General features: G+C 55.9%; 25 protein-coding genes and 1 pseudogene. 15 read left to right on the top strand and 11 right to left on the bottom strand.

The features are described from left to right. Positions 1-240: 240 nt before the first annotated feature. On the bottom strand, positions 241-450 hold the full coding sequence (locus tag ACZ5IL_RS08340; RefSeq protein ID WP_079447074.1) for a cold-shock protein: 210 nt from the start codon (positions 448-450) through the stop codon (positions 241-243). Positions 451-712: 262 nt separating this feature from the next. Here ACZ5IL_RS08340 and ACZ5IL_RS08335 point away from each other — a divergent pair, with 262 nt between their 5' ends. The 4 genes from ACZ5IL_RS08335 to ACZ5IL_RS08320 all read left to right on the top strand — a co-directional run bounded on the left by ACZ5IL_RS08335 (position 713) and on the right by ACZ5IL_RS08320 (position 2,212). Beyond that, on the top strand, positions 713-964 hold the full coding sequence (locus tag ACZ5IL_RS08335) for a hypothetical protein (RefSeq protein ID WP_309776010.1): 252 nt from the start codon (positions 713-715) through the stop codon (positions 962-964). Beyond that, the gene (locus ACZ5IL_RS08330; RefSeq protein WP_464596275.1) at positions 961-1,212 is read left to right on the top strand and encodes a hypothetical protein; all 252 of its coding nucleotides are present in this window, start codon (positions 961-963) and stop codon (positions 1,210-1,212) included. The genes ACZ5IL_RS08335 and ACZ5IL_RS08330 overlap by 4 nt, the downstream gene beginning before the upstream one ends. Positions 1,213-1,646: 434 nt before the next feature. Continuing rightward, positions 1,647-1,811, top strand: coding sequence for a hypothetical protein (locus ACZ5IL_RS08325; RefSeq protein WP_464596273.1), 165 nt, complete (start codon positions 1,647-1,649; stop codon positions 1,809-1,811). A 227-nt stretch (positions 1,812-2,038) separates the two neighbouring features. Further along, on the top strand, positions 2,039-2,212 hold the full coding sequence (locus ACZ5IL_RS08320) for a DUF2934 domain-containing protein (RefSeq protein WP_464596271.1): 174 nt from the start codon (positions 2,039-2,041) through the stop codon (positions 2,210-2,212). A gap of 78 nt (positions 2,213-2,290) precedes the next feature. On the opposite strand, the gene ACZ5IL_RS08315 is transcribed toward ACZ5IL_RS08320, so the two are convergent. The 3 genes from ACZ5IL_RS08315 to ACZ5IL_RS08305 form a co-directional block, all read right to left on the bottom strand. After that, complete coding sequence (locus tag ACZ5IL_RS08315) at positions 2,291-2,518, bottom strand: hypothetical protein (protein WP_309775859.1); 228 nt, start codon at positions 2,516-2,518, stop codon at positions 2,291-2,293. A gap of 700 nt (positions 2,519-3,218) precedes the next feature. Next, positions 3,219-4,268: a UDP-3-O-(3-hydroxymyristoyl)glucosamine N-acyltransferase gene (gene lpxD / locus ACZ5IL_RS08310; RefSeq protein WP_464596270.1), complete on the bottom strand. Its 1,050-nt coding sequence runs from the start codon at positions 4,266-4,268 to the stop codon at positions 3,219-3,221. 133 nt (positions 4,269-4,401) lie between these two features. Continuing rightward, positions 4,402-4,533 carry a hypothetical protein gene (locus ACZ5IL_RS08305; RefSeq protein ID WP_283809267.1) on the bottom strand — a complete coding sequence of 44 codons (132 nt, stop codon included), beginning with the start codon at positions 4,531-4,533 and terminating at the stop codon, positions 4,402-4,404. A gap of 522 nt (positions 4,534-5,055) precedes the next feature. Between ACZ5IL_RS08305 and ACZ5IL_RS08300 the strand changes: the two genes are divergently transcribed. From ACZ5IL_RS08300 to ACZ5IL_RS08275, 6 genes are all read left to right on the top strand, one after another. Continuing rightward, complete coding sequence (locus ACZ5IL_RS08300; protein ID WP_464596269.1) at positions 5,056-5,379, top strand: hypothetical protein; 324 nt, start codon at positions 5,056-5,058, stop codon at positions 5,377-5,379. Positions 5,380-5,731: 352 nt separating this feature from the next. Continuing rightward, positions 5,732-6,094: a DUF768 domain-containing protein gene (locus ACZ5IL_RS08295; protein WP_464596268.1), complete on the top strand. Its 363-nt coding sequence runs from the start codon at positions 5,732-5,734 to the stop codon at positions 6,092-6,094. 1,225 nt (positions 6,095-7,319) lie between these two features. After that, complete coding sequence (locus tag ACZ5IL_RS08290) at positions 7,320-7,445, top strand: hypothetical protein (RefSeq protein WP_274533940.1); 126 nt, start codon at positions 7,320-7,322, stop codon at positions 7,443-7,445. A gap of 404 nt (positions 7,446-7,849) precedes the next feature. Next, positions 7,850-8,164 carry a hypothetical protein gene (locus tag ACZ5IL_RS08285; protein WP_464596266.1) on the top strand — a complete coding sequence of 105 codons (315 nt, stop codon included), beginning with the start codon at positions 7,850-7,852 and terminating at the stop codon, positions 8,162-8,164. 982 nt (positions 8,165-9,146) lie between these two features. Then, the gene (locus tag ACZ5IL_RS08280; RefSeq protein ID WP_464596264.1) at positions 9,147-9,422 is read left to right on the top strand and encodes a hypothetical protein; all 276 of its coding nucleotides are present in this window, start codon (positions 9,147-9,149) and stop codon (positions 9,420-9,422) included. Positions 9,423-9,514: 92 nt separating this feature from the next. After that, positions 9,515-9,790 (top strand): DUF1488 family protein, encoded by a 276-nt coding sequence (locus ACZ5IL_RS08275; protein ID WP_309775952.1) that lies wholly within the window; start codon positions 9,515-9,517, stop codon positions 9,788-9,790. 1,198 nt (positions 9,791-10,988) lie between these two features. Here ACZ5IL_RS08275 and ACZ5IL_RS08270 read toward each other — a convergent pair. From ACZ5IL_RS08270 to ACZ5IL_RS08255, 4 genes are all read right to left on the bottom strand, one after another. Continuing rightward, positions 10,989-11,195: a hypothetical protein gene (locus ACZ5IL_RS08270; RefSeq protein WP_464596263.1), complete on the bottom strand. Its 207-nt coding sequence runs from the start codon at positions 11,193-11,195 to the stop codon at positions 10,989-10,991. 384 nt (positions 11,196-11,579) lie between these two features. Then, positions 11,580-11,762, bottom strand: coding sequence for a hypothetical protein (locus ACZ5IL_RS08265; protein ID WP_141385143.1), 183 nt, complete (start codon positions 11,760-11,762; stop codon positions 11,580-11,582). Beyond that, on the bottom strand, positions 11,759-11,908 hold the full coding sequence (locus ACZ5IL_RS08260) for a DUF2934 domain-containing protein (protein ID WP_141385142.1): 150 nt from the start codon (positions 11,906-11,908) through the stop codon (positions 11,759-11,761). The genes ACZ5IL_RS08265 and ACZ5IL_RS08260 overlap by 4 nt, the downstream gene beginning before the upstream one ends. Before the next feature lie 59 nt (positions 11,909-11,967). After that, positions 11,968-12,168 (bottom strand): hypothetical protein, encoded by a 201-nt coding sequence (locus ACZ5IL_RS08255; RefSeq protein WP_464596261.1) that lies wholly within the window; start codon positions 12,166-12,168, stop codon positions 11,968-11,970. A 944-nt stretch (positions 12,169-13,112) separates the two neighbouring features. On the opposite strand from ACZ5IL_RS08255, the gene ACZ5IL_RS08250 reads away from it, so the two are divergent. Both ACZ5IL_RS08250 and ACZ5IL_RS08245 read left to right on the top strand, forming a co-directional pair. Next, complete coding sequence (locus ACZ5IL_RS08250) at positions 13,113-13,508, top strand: DUF3489 domain-containing protein (protein WP_244613850.1); 396 nt, start codon at positions 13,113-13,115, stop codon at positions 13,506-13,508. A 2-nt stretch (positions 13,509-13,510) separates the two neighbouring features. Beyond that, positions 13,511-13,891 (top strand): DUF2924 domain-containing protein, encoded by a 381-nt coding sequence (locus ACZ5IL_RS08245; protein WP_464596259.1) that lies wholly within the window; start codon positions 13,511-13,513, stop codon positions 13,889-13,891. Here the strand turns inward: ACZ5IL_RS08245 and ACZ5IL_RS08240 are convergent. Next, positions 13,881-15,049 (bottom strand): IS3 family transposase gene (locus ACZ5IL_RS08240; RefSeq protein WP_464593814.1). Its coding sequence is split into 2 segments (ribosomal slippage): positions 13,881-14,785 and positions 14,785-15,049, totalling 1,170 coding nucleotides; the frame shifts between segments, so codons are not numbered across the junction. The genes ACZ5IL_RS08245 and ACZ5IL_RS08240 overlap by 11 nt on opposite strands. A 680-nt stretch (positions 15,050-15,729) precedes the next feature. Between ACZ5IL_RS08240 and ACZ5IL_RS08235 the strand changes: the two genes are divergently transcribed. Beyond that, on the top strand, positions 15,730-16,026 hold the full coding sequence (locus ACZ5IL_RS08235; protein ID WP_464596258.1) for a hypothetical protein: 297 nt from the start codon (positions 15,730-15,732) through the stop codon (positions 16,024-16,026). A 187-nt stretch (positions 16,027-16,213) separates the two neighbouring features. On the opposite strand, the gene ACZ5IL_RS08230 is transcribed toward ACZ5IL_RS08235, so the two are convergent. Continuing rightward, positions 16,214-16,735: a DUF4142 domain-containing protein gene (locus tag ACZ5IL_RS08230; protein WP_464596257.1), complete on the bottom strand. Its 522-nt coding sequence runs from the start codon at positions 16,733-16,735 to the stop codon at positions 16,214-16,216. 509 nt (positions 16,736-17,244) lie between these two features. Here ACZ5IL_RS08230 and ACZ5IL_RS08225 point away from each other — a divergent pair. Beyond that, entirely contained in the window at positions 17,245-17,457 is a 213-nt protein-coding gene (locus ACZ5IL_RS08225) for a cold-shock protein (RefSeq protein ID WP_464596255.1), read from the top strand. A 211-nt stretch (positions 17,458-17,668) separates the two neighbouring features. Here the strand turns inward: ACZ5IL_RS08225 and ACZ5IL_RS08220 are convergent, their stop codons facing one another. Then, positions 17,669-18,301: a hypothetical protein gene (locus ACZ5IL_RS08220; protein ID WP_464596254.1), complete on the bottom strand. Its 633-nt coding sequence runs from the start codon at positions 18,299-18,301 to the stop codon at positions 17,669-17,671. Between the two features lie 116 nt (positions 18,302-18,417). Between ACZ5IL_RS08220 and ACZ5IL_RS08215 the strand changes: the two are divergent. Then, positions 18,418-18,680, top strand: a pseudogene (locus tag ACZ5IL_RS08215) (integrase core domain-containing protein); the annotation flags it as partial. Between the last annotated feature and the right edge of the window lie 178 nt (positions 18,681-18,858).

The raw sequence follows: 18,858 nt of genomic DNA, 5'->3' as shown, positions 1-18,858 counted from the left end.
TTTACGTTTTTACAAGTCCAATTGCGGCGGAATTCCAAGCCAGCGCTGCCGTTGAACGTTTCGTGTTCAGCTCTTTCAATAGCTGCTGATCTAAGGTGCAAACGCCGCACGAGCAAAAACACCGCCGGCTTTGTGGCCGGCGGTCTTCATCGCGCTTCGATAACATGAGCACACCTCTGAACGAGGACACGCAACCGATCTAAAGGTCCCAGTACATCCGTGGCACCCCAAATCGGCGAATTAATCGACGCGAAGGTTTTCAGCGCTGGTCTTGCCGCGCATGCTGTCGGTCTTAGCTTCGAACGAAACCTTCTGGCCCTCGTCGAGGGAGCTCAAGCCAGCGCGTTCGACCGCGCTGATATGAACGAAGATATCCTGCCCGCCACCGTCAGGCTGAATGAAGCCGAAGCCCTTTGTCGCGTTGAACCACTTCACTGTTCCAGTTGCCATTTGTCATCTCCAAGATACGCAAAAGCGCGTTCGCTCGCACGACATCCGTGCAAGCTTGATCCGAGTTCAGCGATGTCTTGGGGAGTGGAGCCGGTTTCGGCGCGGTCAACAAGCCAGAGCGACAGTTCGAACCTCACCCATCTATGGTCACTTAGGGAAAATACAAGGGCCGGTCCAATCCACATTTGGGCACCCTGCGTTATGAGGAAAGACTCAGAACAAATGAATAGCTATTGGACCAGAAAGGGCGCACGCTCATGGAATGTCGTCGCAAACGCAATTTCTCGTGCAGGCCTTTAATGCCGCAAAAGGCGATCAGTTGAAGCCAGACAGGCCGATTGTGTGTCGATCAGCTGAGGGCGCCCGTCGAACCGCGCAGAGGCTCGCACTGTCCAAGGCAGGCGTCGTTGCCTTCTCCATAACCTCTGATGATGAAACCGGTGACTATGACGAGAAGCCGGCGATCTTTTATCGGGAAGGACAGATCCCCGACGAATTTAGTGAGATGCCATGACGGGCGCGCTGTCGGTGCTATTTTTTGAAAACGGATTACCAGATCTTCCGATAATCCTGATCGAGCCGCATCGAAATCAGGAAGGGCTTTGGCGCATCAAGTTCTGCTACGCCGACGATGAGCCGCTCTCCATGAGTTCGGCTCAAGCTTCGGCGCTGGCCGGTAACCTTCATCAAATGGGCGAGGCCCAGTTGGCCGCCGAGATCAACGACGCAGTGCGAAGCGCGAAGCGCTACTGCTTGATGTGAATGTGTCTGTTAAACGAGGCGCGTTATCAACGAGTGGAGAGAGGCAAAGGCGCGCTGGGCACAATGGAACAAAGGCTCGCGGAGAGGTTAACGGAAAGCCGTAACCGATCCCGCATACAATCATATCTACCGGTAACGCTCGCGGCGTCGAGCATTCGTCTACCCGAAGTGCGACTCCCTTCCCGGCTCGATGACTCCCACGGAAGAGCTGGATCGCCGGCAGCGATTTGAAGCCGCCGAAATAACCGGAACGGAGACGCTCCTGCACATTGGTGCCGGCCTTCAGCCACAGCGCTTTTCGAAAACCGCCGCCAATTTAAATCACGCTGTAAGGAACCGGGCATAACGGCGATCGTTAGCGTCATCATCGCCCGACCTTTGGCAGCATCGGTGACTGAGAGCAGCGCGCGCTCCCGCCTGAAGTGGAGCGAGCTATGTGCAAGATATGCGAGGACCTCTGTTGGCAGATTGCCGCCGTTCGCGCACTTTCAACGGAGCTGACGGACCCATCCAGCATTGTCCTCAACAAGGCCGACATCAAAGCGCTCGAAGAAAACCTGACTAAAGCAATAGCGAACCACTATCCTGACGCAAAGTAGGCTCGCGACGAGCTTAAGTCACCTGCGGATACTTGGGAGCACCGCGACATCACTTCTGCGAGACATGCTGGGCTTTGCTGGTCTAAGGCACTAACAAAAACGGAACGAACCTACATATCAAGCTGACGGTCCTATCTCCTAGAACCACCGCACGGTCCTGCACCTTTTGCCTCGCAAGAGCCCCTGCGGGACAGTGCGCCGCCCGTCGCAGAAAGCCAGGAAGCGCCATGGACGCCCCGCACAACGCCCAGATCATAGTCCGCGCCAATCAACTATGGGAAGAGGCCGGCAGTCCTGAAGGGCGTGCCGAAGAGTTCTATGCTCGGGCCGAAGAGGAGCTGCGCGAACAAGAAGGATTCGATCCGATGCGCATGCTAGATAATCCTAAAGATGACCACTAGCCCCACTTTTACCTGGAGCATCGTGACGCGGGTACTCGTAATTCTCTCATGGCTTGAAGATCGCGCGAGCTCCGCTATTCACCCGCTCATCGTTCTGTCCCGCCTAGTCAGGAAGCTCTTATAATGAGGATCCCAGCCCTTCATATGTTTGAACAATGCCTGGCGCCGCTGTTCGGGCATGCCGGGCCCGTACTCTATGAAGTTCTGCACCGTCTTCTTGAAGTCCTGTGCCTGCGTCTCCCCGCCCAGCGTCAGGTGGCCGTACTGCGCGACGATGTCGTTCACGCACACTTCTATCTCGTCCATCTTCGAGGTCCTCTCAGCTGTCACACTCATATGGCGACCGCGCGCCTACATAGCTAGATCCGCTATTCACAGCTTGATTTTCCGCTTAGCCAGGCATTTCGGACAGATGTAGACCTTCCTGATGCTGGTCGGCAGCAGCGTGTCCTCCACATCGTCCGACCAGGTTACCGGCCATACGTTTTATCTTCTGGGGATCACCCCACTCGTGCACGCACTCATATTCGCGCACGCGCCTCAGTATCCAGCCGATCATCCCAACTCCTCGAGAGCCTCTTCCCTCTTAAGAGAGCAGCGCCTTGTATCAAGGGGATACGGAATGCTCTTAAGGAATGGCAGAGATACTACTATCGCATGTTCGCGAAGGGTCAGGTAGGAAGTCATAAGGAGGAGAATTGGGATTGGGGGCGATCATCTTCCTACGTGTTTCAGAGGCCAAAAGCCTCGGCGGCACAAGACCAGCTGCCCGCTGGAGCCCAACTCGCCCGGCATGAAGCAGCGGCGGTGACACAAGCAACAACGGCGCGGCGTGGATTAGAGCCGCGGACTAGCTCTTAGGCGTTGTTCTGAAGCGTCCCGAGCAACCGCTCATCGGCCTAATCGGTGTTCGGATGAGGGCCACAAGCAGGGACGCGATCACCCGATCCTGCCGCGATCAATGGGCGGCCATTGAGATGCGACGTTCGCCGAAGTACGGTCGTCGTCACTCCAAGCCGTCGAAAGTTCTCCATTTCTTTTTTGCCAAACGCTTTAGTACGGCATACTGACGAAAGAACGCTCGGCTCTGACGGGCTGGAATCCCCACCCAGCGCTCGCCGGCCGGAATGTCGCACATAACTCCGCTCGCACCTCCGATCTGGGCTTTTGAGCCAATCGTGATGTGAGGGGCGATCGCCGCATGACCGCCAATGGCGACAAAATCACCGATAGTTGTCGATCCCGCTATACCGACCTGGGCGGCGATCGCGCAATGCGCGCCGATCTCCACGTTGTGCGCCACTTGAATGAGGTTATCGAGTTTTGTTCCTTCGCCGATAACCGTCGCCCGCATCGATCCGCGATCGATCGTGGTGTTGGCTCCAACTTCCACATCATTTTGGATTATTACGCCGCCGACTTGGGGAACCTTGACCCACTTTCCTCCGAGAAACGTGAACCCAAAGCCATCTTGGCCAATGGAGGCGCCGGGATGAATAATAACGCGGTCGCCAACAACGGCGTGCGCAACGGTGACGTTGGCTCCGATATAGCAATTCCGCCCGATCCTGACACTGGGTCCAATTACTGCATTCGATCCGATACAGGTGAAGTCGCCGATGCGCGCGTTTGGACCAATGGATGCACCCGGATCAATCGTGACGTCATACCCTACAATAGCTGACGCATGGATGTTCGCTTTCGGTGATATTCCGTCTGTCCCAAAATTCGACGCGGGAATTGTTGCATCTGGATAGAGGAGCGCGAGCACTTGCGCATAGATCGCATAAGGATGCGGCGTTACAAACGAAAAAGTTCCTGCCGGAACGAGCTCACTGAATCGGGGGGATATCAGGCACGCGCTTGCTCGAGTTACTTTTAGTTCCTCAATGTATTTCGCATCGTCCATATAGCAGAGTTCGCCAACACCAGCCGTCGCAAGCGTGCCCGCGGCCGATATGACAAAATCCTTGTTGACAAACGATAAACCGGCGAGGGCAGCAATTCGACTTGCGGCCACGCTGTGGTTCGCCACGAAGAAGGTCTCGCTCGACATGGCAATCTCCATCGTTCTGCTGCGGCGCAGCCGATGTGCTTCCTAATGACATGGGATCGTTTCAGGTCAGCAAGACCACCATTCGTTTGACCCGAGGGGCCGCCGCGCTCAAGCTCGTCGCTCGGGGCGTTTGCTACTTCTTGCGAGCCTTGGCAGCGTCGGATTGCATAAGCCCCTTCAAGCTAGGAGCTGCCGCAATCACCTTCTGCTTTTCTTTCTTCGGCTTCTTTGCTTCGCGATTCCCGCGTTGTTCACCTTTGGCCATGGTTCATTCCTCCGGCCCGAAGTGGGCCTGACATTACACTAGCACGGACCGGCGCATATGTTGCAGTATTCTAGTCGCTATCGACGCGGGTATCCCGAAACTCCGCTAGCCCGGTGCACGGCGAAGGGACGTCGTTCAGACCTACCAATCGAAGCCCGAGAGATTAGTTTCTCTCATCCACTATGGCTGCTGTGGCTGCGCATACCTCGGCGTCGCTCTGGTGTGCTTAAGGCGATGCCGGTTGCCTCTGCGTCGGGATAGTCCACGGACATCGCGCATGTGGCAAGAACTATATTTCCTATCATCGTCCGGCCCCATTGCGATCAGACGTTCACTCCCTACTTCCTAGAGAGGGTCCGGAATAGAAGTCAAACCCACCTTTCGCGAAAGGTTCGAGAGCGGAGGTTGGCTTTTCAATTCAGGCAGCATTCGCGACTGTTTGGTTCAGCCGATTGCTCCCCCTCTATTCTTTATCTTTGGCCTCGTGATTCTGGGCGCCGTCATTTGGCGCTGGTGACTTGGATGGATCTCGCGATCGAGAGTTGCGCAGGTAACCTTTCGAGCGCAAACGAGATTGGAGGCGTTATGGCCGTCACATCCCGTAGAGACTCCGTCGTTTTCAAACATAGCTTCTGCATCGAAGGCATCGATTGGCCGTTTCCACCCGGTACCTATGAGGTAGTAACCGACGAGGAGGAAATCCAAGGTTTGTCGTTCCTGGCGTTCCGCCGGATAGCAACGTCCTTCAGAGCGACCGATTCGCGCAGAGCACGTTTAACGACCGAGTCGTTCGATATTGATCCAGATGATCTGAAAGAAGCCTTGCGAATAGACGCTGTAGTCTAGCTTCGCGATGGCTTGTCCGGAAAGCGGACGGCCCTAAACGGCTGAGAATTTACCGGAGTTGTTAGATCATGAATCGCGATAATGAAGTTAGCCCCGGCGGTGTGCCCCCAGTCAGGAACGCACCAGACATCGAGAAGCTGCTAAAGGTCCATGATTTGGTGGCTGAGTTGAGCCATTGGAATGGTGATGACCAAGTGGTGTTCCGATCCACCTCAGATGGCAGCGCGCTGCGTTTCTATTGTTTTCGATCACCCGAGGCCGGAATCCTTGAGATAGATCTCAGCGACTAGCATTAGATAGGCGATAGCGGTTCGCTGTACGCTTGATCGCCTAATAACGGATGGAGGACGCTTTGGGCGATAAGGTTCGTACATTCGTAGACTTTTGGATTCAGTCTCACATCCGTGCCGAGGGTTATCAGGCGAAAGGGGACACCAGGCTCGCTAGGGCGCTTGCTCGCAAGTGCGTTGAGATGGCTCAAACGGAGGGCATATCAGCTAGCGATATCGAGGCTGAGTTCGGTGATATCATCGAGTACGTTCACTGGCAGATCAAACGCGTAAACGACGATTTGGCCATGAGCGTGAGGGATATCGATAGAGCAAGTATCCGACGTATCGATCAACAGCTCGAAGAAGGGTTGATCGACTCCTTTCCGGCGTCCGATCCCGTAAGTGTGACGCAGCCCAGCAAGTCCAGATTCGAAGCTCGCTAACCGAAAAATCTCTCAAAGGCTCGGCGCAGTGCATTTATCACCTGAAGGGTTGTCCAATGACTTCTGTGCGCAAAACTATCCTGGCATTAACTGCCGTAACCGGCGGCGCTCTAGTCCTTACGTCCTTGACCGCTTCGGCGGGAATCGTTTGTTCGGAAAACGTGTGCTGGCACACGCCGGATCAGTACAGCTACCCGCCGGACGCGAGGATCGTCATTCACGACGATAGTTGGCGCGCCGACCCGCATGTCGTCTTCCGCGAACATGAGGGGCGAGGTTATTGGAGGGGCGACGAATGGGTGACTTGGTAACAAGTCTGCAACAGCCGTGAGAAATGGCCTTCGCTTGGTGAACGAGCTCCGAGTTGAAAGGGCTGATAGATCGCTAGCCTCGCCGAACGCTTTCAACACCACCGCGTCGGAGAATTCACCGACGGACGGATCTCAGGTGCGACTGCCAACGTCTTTCCAAATGGCCTCCGGGCGTAAGTACGCTCCACTCCGCCTTATGATCTGAGATCCCACGCCACGTTCTGCGCGTCAGTTGCTTACGCTGATCAGCGCAGCATGGAAATCCGTGCCGGAGCGCCCTCGTGTAAGTCTGTGCTGGCAACATTATTGAACACTATCAGCCGCGCGATGAGGCCTTGCATCGGTAACTGCGTTTTTGAGGCAGCCCTGCCGTTGTTCCACTTTAAACTCTTGAACCGGAGGCAAGCTGGCTGCCCGAACCGTTGCAACGTCCTCGGCAGGGAAGACGTTGCTCGAGGCTGTAAAATTCGGTTGCGTTCCGCCGGGCGATATCCAGGTAACCGAACTGATGAATAAGTTGTAATGACCGTCGCTTGGATGATATCATTATGTGCCGGACTGATGCCTAGTCTTCGTCAATTCGCTATCGGCTTTGTTTCCTGCCCTTTCAGCAAGCTGCAGACAGTTATCTTCGTTTTCGCGAAGTGCTTTGAATCTTGGGTCATCCGCAGACACCGCCTCAGGCAGGATCATTGCCTTACCGGCGTAAAGCCTACCTGGATGCCGGTGCTTGGAGGCTGCCGGTCAGCTGTAAAACCTCGTATCAATGCCTTGTAATCGCGGGCCAACGGCAGTGTACGAGTGGAACAAATATTTCTTATTTCGCATGCACCCATTGCGATCAGAGTCACAGGCCCCACTTCCAGCGAGCACCTAGAAAATTAGTTTTAGGTTCGTTTCCGGAAGGAAACACCATGTCCGATACACCGATCGCTCCCACTGAATCCCCGAACACTGCACCTCCGGGCGAGGCCAAACCTACCGCTCAGGACAACACGCGCAATACCAGACCCTTGCCGGAAGCTCCGAAGCAGAAATAGCTGTCCTTGAATGGCGCGAGGGAGCCCGGCGCGTGCCGGGTTTTCTTTTTCGGGGGAAGTTATCATGTCAATTTAGACATCATTTCGCTTTCGAGACGGGCCCGTATTGCCTTGGCTTCAAGATTTCCTGGCTCCGTCATTTTGGCATTGATGACTGATGATTCTTGTCCGCTCACTGTGAATTATGGGCATCGGTAAGCCTGCTCACGGGCACGCTTCGGATTACGAAATCTCGCATTATGAAGGCGACACAAACTTCACTCATCCTTAGCAGATAGTAACGCAATCATAACTCATGACTACCTCAAGGTGCCGCGTTCACGCCAACGCGATAATAGCGGAACAAGTCGCGCCGCCCGAGCGCTGAGATTGATCCGGCCACCGGCAACGAAAAGAGAGCTTCTATGAATGAGACATCACTGCACGAAAGAATCGCCAACGCGCTCGTTGACAACGCCGTCAACGACGGTTTTCAAATCTCCATCAGCAGTGGAGATAAAACGGTCGTTAGCCGATCACGAAATAGCGCCGAGATCATCAAAGCGATGTTTCATACCGATATGGACACGCTCACGCTTAACGTCGAAGAACGGCGCGTTGGCATCGTCACTCTAATGTACGACACCGAAAAACCCGGGATCGAAGTAATCGGCGACCACACCGACATCCCACACATAAATCGTCTCGTCGAACACACCATGAAGGAGTTTGAGAAATGATCTCTGCGCCGAACCTGCAGGGCACTTCCGAACATACGGCTTGGCGAGGAGGGTTCGCGAAGTCTGTGATGGAGATGCAGCGCTGCGCCGATCGCTCGTCACGTCGACGACTATAAGAATAGCCGCCTACTGACGCGGCATCACTTGGTTAATCGTCGCGCTTGTCATTATGCCCTCGGTGGCGAGAGCGCTTCGATGGTTTGATCGTTTCCCCAATAAGTCAATGCTGTCATGACCGCCCAATCAGACCTAATATTCAGCTGAAAAATGACCTAAATCGTCTCGTTGCCATGACTTACGCGTGACATTTGCCCATTATCTCGGTGCCTGAAGTTCTGTCGACGTCGCTAGCGATCAGATCATTTATGGTTTCTTCGGTTCCGATGTACTTCTCCTAGGTTACTGAGAGAAGGGACTGACCGGGGAAGCGTTCTTGGGAGGCGCGATCTATTGCATTGGACCGTCAAGCTTGCGCCGCTTTGGCTAACTGGCCGCTACTAGCGCCGAAGAATTCTCCCGCCCGAGCTATTACTTTCCGGCGCGACCAATCCGGGTGCGGTGGATTGTCCAGCCCACCAATCCCCTAGCGGCTTCCGTTGCCCCTATCCGGGTTGCAGATCGGGCTCTCGTCCGCTGGCGGCACACGAGCGAGCACCACAATTGAACATTATCAACACCCACCCTTTCCGCCTCGACTCACGCTATCGTGCTATGAAGACCTTGTATCGGCAGACTTTGTTGCCACTTGTAACGGGCGATAGCGTTTATTTGGCCGCAGCCCTGAAGTGACGAATGATGGGACGCGAGCCTGAACGATCTGCATGCCGATTTATCAGGCATCCCTATTCAGCAGCGACGTGAACTGACGGCGGAGACTCTTTAGAACGCGCTGCTTGACGAGGAAGCGTTTACTGCGGACTAAGATTCGCAGCCCTCTATGATGACACCACGCGATCGTTGCATCGAACAGGCGGAGCGGATCATGGTCACACGAACGCGCCGAGAGACAGTTTACTTCAAGCATCCATTCAAGATGCAAGGAATCGATCGCCTGTTGCCCGCAGGCCCTTATGAAATCTTAACAGACGAGGAGTTGATCGAAGGACTGTCGTTTCCCTGCTATCGTCGCGTCTCTACCATGATCATGGTGCCGGCCGCTGCCTCGTGCACGGCGGCGATAGAGATGGTGTCCATTAGTTCGGTCGATCTGTCCAATGCGCAGCTTAGGGATGCGCGTGCGGCTTGTGATCCCTCCTGAAGGTCAACCGGATCCCATCACGGCAGCGGGGCGAACGTGACATCGGGGCGCCAAGTAACAGGTGCGCTCGCTACAGTGAAGGAAACAATCTCATGACACTGACACGCGGAGCCTTTGATAGGTTTGAATACGATCGGATGGTCGTGCTGTTCTCGATGATGAACGACGAGGTGGAAATCCCCTGCGCCATCAGCACCGACGCGCTCGACAGCATGGAAAATTCTGGACGCATTGCGCCTGCCCAGCGCGCTGCTCAGTTCGAGCGATTGCGCGACCGGATCGAGGCTTGCGCGATCCGCAAGTTTCAATTGTCGGAATTCGAGGGCAAGCCACCCGGTCTCATCCTGCGCACCACCGACTTTCGCTGACGGGACGCCGAGGCCTTCAATGGGTGACGCAGTAGTCGCTTTCACGTTGTCGACGGCAATGACGGTGAGGTTCATCGCTCGAAAAGCAGCCGGTCGGGATCCTAGTCCCTCTTAGCCCACCTATCCACGCTCCTTCACGAAGCCGAGGCGGGGTTCGTTGAGGATTTTGGAGACGGATGATGTCATGGAAGCGGCCTCAGAAACCCGATGTAGGATCCTCTGCCGAAGTTTGACACCGCCATCTCGGTGTGGCGACGCATCCTCTTCCCAGGGTTCAATACTGACATTTTGCACCATGGCATCGCGTCCGGATCGACGGGCATTATCACCTCGTCCACACGCATCTTACGACCATCGCGCGCGATCCATTCAGAGCCAATCACAGGTATCATCTCCCTCCTAGTCCGAACCCATGGCGTTTTCGGGGTTCTTTCAATGAATCAATCAATGCGCGATGACCTTCGACCTCATCCGGTGTCATGTTTTGAAAATCATCTTCAGAAAAAGCTGGAGCGGCTCGAATAATAATTTTGTCCGATTCATCATCAAAATATCAGCCGCGATCTGTCGTTAAACCAGTATCAGATAAGCTCATCAAACTTTTGGGTGACGATATGCCCCGAATCGCCACCAGCTAGCTCATCCTGCACTTCTTCGATCTTAACTGCATATCCGCCTGCTTATTTCGCATTGAGAAAATCCTGCGCCTTTCCCAGCAGACTGCAGTTAGCGTGGGAAGATCGTGCCTGACCCATCTGATAAGGGCAACGATCTTCATCGCATTCAACGCGCTGTAACGGAAGATTTTTTGACGGTTGGACGAGCGCAGCAGTAAGCCCGTCCCGGCGTGCATTAGGCGTATTGCATCGCAATTTGTCGATCGTGCGCTTACACCTCAGGTTCAGCACGGCGGCGAGAGGCTAAGCTGCATGAGTACCGTAGAGAGCATATACGCCAATCTCGGCAAAGCGATTGCCCAATGTCACGGGCCCTCCGGTCCATTGCAAGCCAAGTCCGTTCAGACGCTCCGCCGGATGCTTCTCGATCACGGCAAGACACATTCTTCATCCCGCTCCGCACGATCGTGAAATCACCTGGAAATAAACGCTCTAACGGCGGCTGGAATTCAGGCGTCAGTGATCTTCAGAGGTTGAGGGTATCAGAGGTAAAAGTGGGCTAGTGCTCAATTCGCCAAAAGTTATTGCACCATCGGTTTTTTATCGAGGGCTTTCTGGCTGGAAGGGCGCGCCGCTTCGAGGTGCTCTCCGAGCAGCACATCCAGTTGTTCTTCGAGCGCTGTAAGTTCGGCTTTGTTGAGGCTGATGCTAGCCGGGCCGTCAAGTCCGATCGAAAGCCCGCGGTTGACAGCAATCTTTCGGCGCAGTTCGTCGCATTCGCTGCACATGGTGCGCTCCGTAAGAGGCGGGAGCTCGCGCTGCTCTCAGTCATCGGCGGATGCCTCGAAAGGGGCGATGATGGCTGAGCCTACCATTTATGCACGGCTTCCGGCACAAAATCGTCAGCCGCGGATCGGACAGGTTTCATGCATCGTTCTGACTTAATTTGATTGTTCCAGTGGCCTCCCTGGGGAGCACGGTCCCGCGGGGGCTTTTGGGGGCGAAAAGCTGCGGGACCGTGCTAGAGCCCTCCGGGGGGAATGGGCCCGTCGCGCTATACGCCTGATCAATCCTTGTAAGCCCCTTGAACGGGTTTTGCCGCGACAATGCCTGAGATGTGATGTCGCATCGCATCGCGCTATTTTCCGAGACAATGCATCGCTCGACGGCTCTCAGTGCAGCGTCACTTCTTCGATAATAATGATGACCTGGCTCGTGTCAGGAGGGGTGCTGTCGTTGCACTCGCACGGCATCCCTTCGCTACACGCGCAGCCGAGCTCGTAGTCAAAAGCCTTGCTGGAATGGATCTCGCACACCCAGCCGACGCCGCAGCATACGCGGCAGTTGCCAATCATGCCGGATCGCTCCTCTGCTTCTCTTCGGCCCGCAGTTCCTGCGAGGCCCGCTGTTCGAACTCGTTGTCCCTGCCTTCGGGGAAGCCCGCCTGCTGCCACAGCTCAAACGAGCGGCGCCGGACCTGCGCCTTGGTGGGGTTCTTCATGCTGCTGGTTCTTTGATGGGAGGGATCCTGAGGATGCGGCGCTAGGAATGCTGCCGCGCCTACTTCGGCGGCTGCAGTTCGGGCAAGCTCGCCCACGCCTCGATGTTCGCGGCTGTCTCGGCCTGCCGGATTTTCTTCCGCAGCTCGTACTCGTCCGCGCCGCCCGGCGCAGCGTTAGCCTCGTAGCGCGCGCCCGAGATGAAGGCTGAAAGACGGTCCTGGAACGATGTGGTCTGCTTGAAACGACGCCCGATCTGCATGGCGCTGCTCCTGTCCGCGAGAGGAGGGCGTGAGCGCGAGCGGCGTTCTCATCACCGATATAAGCCACGATCCGTGCGGTGATTAGCCATCATTGCACATCCGGCAGCGGAAGTTATGCGCACTAGTGGACGGAGAGTTCACAAGCGCTTGAATGCTACGGGCCCCTTTTTCTTCTTCCACTGCGCCCAGCGCGCGCCCGTGCCGCCTTCCAATGGATGCATCCATTCGCCGCCGAACTTGCGTACAGAACATCTCCGCGTGCTTAGAACCGCTCCCACGCCTCCTTAAACTCGCTCTTGGCTTCATCCAAACTATCGGCGTCGCCATTGCGCCATGACGGGATACGTTCCACTACCACCTTTCACCTTGCCAGGACCGCTCATCGACACGCCTGATCGTCCCGATACGAAGATCCCTAAGGAAGATGAAATAATGGTGATTCATCTGGTCGTCGGCGATGACGGTTGGCGGAGCAGGTTATGCGAGTCAGGCTCAGAAGGCGCTGCTCTCATCGTTCCAGATCTGAGGTCGCCTCATCATCGACGCTCGATCCCACGGTTGCGATCGATCTGGTTCAGGACCTTTCACATTTTGTCGCCAGCGGCCTGAGAGCTCGATGCGGCCCGACCAAAGTGAACGACGAGAGCGAGTAGATTATCGTAGTAGAGGCCGAGCTCAGACTGCAGCCGCCACCCGCCGGTCGAGCCGGCGAGTTTGAAAATCTACTCGGCCGTCGCGATGCGCGGGTTGAAACATTTATGCCGCGCCGGAGGCGTTTCGGCCTTCGACCGTATTTTCGAGGTTCCTGCAGAAAGGACTGGCATTGTCGGGCGAAGCGAGCATTGCTGTGGCGTGAGATGGCCTTTGGATCGGCCCCGCAGCGCAACATCGCTGACGGGGCCGTGGATGGTGCGACGCTGATGTCGCATCATTCGGAGGGCCTATGCAGAAGTCATCCCGCAATCGGAAGCCATCGAAGCGCAACGGGCGTGCCAAGGCCGGCACTGCGGCGAAACCAGCAAGAAAAAAGTCTCGTCCGGTGGGGAGACCGACGAAGCGACGTCCAACGCTTCCCTTAAGCTCGGCTCAATCGGGCGGCGTGGTCAGCGTAACTGCTGAAGCCAACAAACGCGCGAATAAACAAGCCAAACTGCTCGATCTTCTGAGGCGCCCGGCTGGTGCGACCATTGCCGCACTCTCGAAAGCCTCCGGTTGGCAGCAGCATTCCGTGCGTGGATTTTTGGCCGGTGTCGTCCGCAAGAAGCTCGGGCTCGAGTTGGTCTCAAGCTTTGAAGCCGATCAGCGCATCTACCGTATCATTGCAGCGAAGCAGGCCTGACGATGGCTGAAGCCTTGAAGGGCGAGCTCGCGGGTCGTCGCGATCTCGTTGGTCAGCGACCGCAGTCGCGTGGTCGTCGCTCTAGCTGGTCCACGCTGGCGCATCTTCCGAAGCATCTCCAGACAGCCATCATCAGCTATCGGCGACAGGCGGATCAGTCGGGCGACCTCGATCCGGCGATACGCCAGTTCCTTGATCGGATCGGCGAGAAAGAGACGTCCGACTCCATCATGGCCAAGCTCGTGGCCTTCGACCGGGGACAGGTCGAGCTGAAAGCTGGCACTATCCTGTCCCGAGAATGGAACGGCATCACCTATCGGGCGATCGTCGTTGACGATTGGCCTGCCCCTATGAGGTGGTCCGGTTTCAGTCTTAATGCATAATCGGCTTTTCGGCCATTGCTTGCGCTGCTGGCGGAAGCGATCCGGCTGGCTTTGAAGGCCAGGCGATGGCCTCTGGCGCCGGCGGTTTATATCCGAGCGATGAGTGTGGTCGCTCGGTGTTGTAGTAGCGCCGCCATGCCTCGATGATGACCTTGGCCTCGGCGAGGCTGTAGAAGATCTCACCGTTGAGCAGTTCGTCGCGAAGCTTCGAGTTGAAGCTCTCGCAGTAGCCGTTCTCCCAAGGGCTTCCGGGCTCGATGAACGCGGTCTTGGCGCCGACAGCTGCAATCCACTCTCGCACTGCCTTGGCGATGAACTCCGGCCCGTTATCAGAACGAACGTGGCCGGGCACGCCGCGTAGGATGAACAGGTCCGACAAGACGTCGATGACGTCGGTCGAGTTGAGCTTGCGATCAATCCGGATCGCCAGACATTCTCTGGTGAACTCGTCGATGATGTTGAGCATGCGGAACTTCCTGCCATTGTGGGTCCGGCCCTCGACGAAGTCATAGGACCAAACATGGTTTGGATGCTCGGGCCGAAGCCGGACGCACGATCCGTCATTCAGCCAGAGTCTGCCTCTCTTCGGTTGTTTCTGAGGAACCTTCAGCCCCTCCCGCCGCCAGATACGCTCGACACGCTTGGCATTCACCGTCCAACCCTCGGACCGCAGCATCGCCGTGATCCTGCGATAGCCATAGCGGCCGTAGCGTAAGGCCAGACTGATGATGTCGGTCGTCAATGCCTCTTCATCCGGTCGGCTTTGCGGCTTCTTGCGCTGGGTCGAGCGATGCTGGCCCAGAACCTTGCAGGCAAAGCGCTCCGAGACGGAGAACTTCACCATGACATGGTCGACGCAGCGGCGACGGCGGGAAGGGCTCAGAAGTTTCCCGAGGCAGCCTCTTTCAGGATCAGCTTCTCGAGCGTCAGGTCCGACACTGCCTTGCGCAGCCGGTCGTTCTCTTTCTCAAGCTCTTTCAAGCGCTTTACCTGATCGCCCTTCAGGCCACCAAACTCCTTGCGCCACCGGTAATACGTGAACTGCGTCACGCCGATCGAACGAACCGCTTCGCCAACCGATCTGCCTTGTGAAAGCAAAACATCGACCTGGCGCAGCTTCGCGACGATCTCTTCCGCCTTGTGCTTCTTCTGGGGCATTCCAATGTCCTCTCTAACGGCTAATAGCCTAATTCAGGGAGGACCACTTTTCAGGGGGCAGACCAGCTGCCATGGTTTTGTGGCGCGCCGATCTCGGTAGAGGCGTCTTTAGCGTCCTCTTTTTCGCCTGCCGCAACGATCTGGAGTGACCCGTCCTGCAATGGTCGCTGCAGCGCTTTGGTTTCGTTCCACGGTGCTTGCTCGATGTGTTGCGGAGGTTCGTCACGCCGCCGTCGGCTTCGAGGCAATCAGCTGCCCGTGCTTGTGGTAAGGGTTGAGCCGATCCCTGAAACCCAGCATGCGCTACGTCCAGGCGATGCAGGCCAGTTGGCCGCTTCGATGCGAGCATCCCGAGCCCCGCTGGGCGGACAGCCGTCCTCGATCTCGTCGATGATCACGCCGTCGAATGGAATTGCTCATGGCTTATCGTTCCATGGTGTGGCCGCATTTCGATTTCATGCTGATCACAGATGCGCGGGTCGGCCGTGAGACCGCAGTTGGGGAACTGAAACAGCTTTTATGAATCAAAAATTCATCAGTCCCACGCCGCTCCCGTAGAAGCGAGATGCCAACGAACCACTACAAGTAGTTTGAATTGTTTAAATTGTACCGACAATTCATTTAGGCCGCTTGTGCGAGTTTGTTGTCCGTCTTGCTTCTCACGAAGAGGGGGATCACAAATGTCTTTGGCATCAAACATCAATATAGCTGTAGTGGGTTTGCTGGCCATCAGCGTGCTCTTTGGAGCGCTTGCGGGCCTTCGTTTTAAAATTCTTGTCCTCGTGCCTAGTGCATTGATGATTGCATTCTTTTCCGCCGCCGTTCTTCATATGAACGATTTCGGTCCTTGGAGCGGCATCGCTATCGTAATCGCCTGCTTGATTCTAAACCAGGCCACTTACCTGATCGTCCAAATTTATAGTCCAACCTTCGCTCTACGCTCCAATGAGATAGCCAACGGCATACCAAGCCGCTGAGGCGAGTAGGATGTCTAACAGAATCACCGCCGCAATCAGAAGCAACCCCCGTTTCCTACGTAGGGTCGCATTGCGGATGAAGGCCTTGCTGGACGGATCAACTGAGATGCCACTCATGATTCATATCACTCACTCAGGTCGGTCGCGTCGTTGGTAAGTGTCGCGCTCGTGCGATGGACCGACCTAATCAGTTTAACTCGGTCGCCACTTGCTCGGCGTGCTGCTCGTGACTTTGGTTGTTCTTGAGGGCCGCCTTCAGCAGGCTCTTCAACTCCACACTGCTAGCCGACGGAATAAGAAGGTTTTCCAGCGTATCGTCGACCATCTTGTGATAAATGATTTCGTTGGCGACGTAGGCCTTGTCGAATGCGACGCCCTTTAACTTCGACAGCTCCTTGGACTTGACGGCAGCGTTTCGGGACAACATGCGGCTAGTGTCGTTGTCTTTGGGAGTGACCCTGAGCTTTTTGACGGGCGCAATTGCCTGCTTATTCAGGGCTTCATGATCTCGCACCATATCAGCGGCAAACGCTTTCACCGCCTTGTTTTCAGATCTTTCCAGCGCCTGCTTTGCCGCGGTTATATCGAGCTTGCCAGCGGTATAGGCGATATGCGCGATCTGCGGGTCGGTGAGACTTACGCCCTGCGCGAGAGCGCTGCTGTTCAGCAGCGCTACGGCGGCCATCACCACATTTAGTCGAACGAGCATTTAGTACCCTTTGGACGTCGCGATCAGTTCAAAAAGCGCGATCGCTGATCAAAGCAACGCATGGAAAGCTAGCCGTAGAATGAAATTGATCCGAATTCCGACCGTTCGCGCCGGCGGGCGTCCTATGCCTCTAGGCGCTCAATGCGCTTGGAAGGCATCGTATGCAGCATCATGATCGAAGCATTCATTGCAGGGCTAGCTCCTAGATTTAGTGAAGCCTGGTAGTCGCACATCGTTTCAATCCAATTTCGTGACGCGGCTAAAACGGTTTCGTCATTCTGGCTGTAGACAACGGCAACATTCTCGGCATGGTCTCACCCTGTGGCGTTCCAGATCGTCCCAGAGCGTAGGAAGTCCAACGTGAACGCGGGATGAGTAGTGCGGCCACACTTCGAGCACAGTGTGGCCGCTGAGGTGACGCTAACCTTTCGCGCCTGCTCACTACGAACGGGATGCGCCTTGCATCCAATCACTGCTTAGGGTTGTATTCGTCATTCAACGTTTTGGGGATGACTAACGTGGCGATTGGTACTGTGAAGTGGTTCAATGGGCAGAAGGGCTATGGCTTCATTCAGCCCGACAACGGCGGCAAGGACGTATTCGTTCATATCTCCGCCGTGGAGAAGGCAGGATTAACCGGCCTGGCAGAGGGCGCCAAGGTGTCCTACGAGGTCGTGGCGAACCGCGGCAAAGAGAGCGCTGAGAACCTGCGGATAGGTTAGCGAGCTGAGCCGGATGTACGCTCGCTCGCGATGTGGATGGCCCAGGCAATGCTTCGGGCCATTTGCTTTTCCGCGTTGCCCAATGCCTTCGATGCTACACGCATTTGGGACCGCGCCATTGGTCATGCGGAGCTACAGCCAGATCAGTAGCTACCCCGTGTTCCCCGTCAGCGCCCATGAGACAAATAGAAGGGCTTCACGAAGGGTGTCCTTATCGCAAATCAAATCCGGTATATTGATGATGCAGTCCGCCCAGGATCGGATGGCAGATAATGCGTCCAGCTGTCTTGTCGGCGCGTGACATCGGCGCCTCCTTGTTCAATGACAAATGAGTGTGCGTCCGTTGTAGTAGCATGTACGAGTGCAGCACGTGGCGCAGATGACGTTCCCCGAATACCACGACACGATCAATACATACCCTGCGGATCGAGCCGATCGGCCGATCTGCGTATGCGTTTTTCCAGGGTGAGCGAACAGACGTCGGGCGGCCTCGAATACCGATGGACCGAACCCGACGCATGAATATTTCGCCGTATGCGCCATCGCGGTCCCGGATCAGGTAACGAGGGATTTGCTCCCAGTCACACGCCTCCGTCAGTTGGTTGACGAGCCATTCGGCCGTCGGATGCGTGGTGACCCCAAACCACAGGATCTGCCGCCGGCCATGGCCCATGATCAGCAATCCATAGACAGGACGAAAGAAGATTGTCGGCACCACGAAAAGGTCCATCGCGGCGATCCCGTCAGCGTGCGGCTGCGACGGATAGTCATCCACGAGGTTAGCAACGTAAAATCCAACGATCGAGTCAATAAACTGCGATCGGAATCGAACGGCCTGACTCATAGTCAAGCCGGTCCCTTTGCTTTTATCGGGAGGCGATTTGCACGAATGCAAATCCATAGCTCGCCTCAAAGTATGCGATATGGATCGCCAGCCGGATTAGGTTTCCGACAGGGACACCCAGTTACATCGCCGCCGAGCTTGCCGAATGGATAGATGCCAACGGCATGAGCCATACTCGAGAACTACTTCCTGCCCGGCGATCTCGAGTGTCAGATCGAGGCCTTCATCGAGCATTACAATCATCGCCGTTGTCACGAGGGCATCGGTAACGTCACACCCGCCGACGTCTACTTCGGACGTGCACAATCCATCATCAAACAGCGTGAAGGATTAAACGGCAGAATATCGGCGCTTGCTCCACCGCAAGATCGCCGCTTAACATCAACCAACAAATGAGGCCCGCTCTCCGCTAAATCTCGCCGCTCTTTGCGCAAAATGTTTTGATGACGGACACCTTCTATCTGCCGCCGAAGTGCAGTGCCAACTACCGGAATATTAGAGGCGAGGTTGCGGCGAATGTCGGTTGACTCCGGTTGACGCAGATCAGGAACGACCAA

Source organism: Nitrobacter sp. CN101, assembly GCF_055390255.1.
This window is presented reverse-complemented; position numbering and strand designations above follow the sequence as displayed.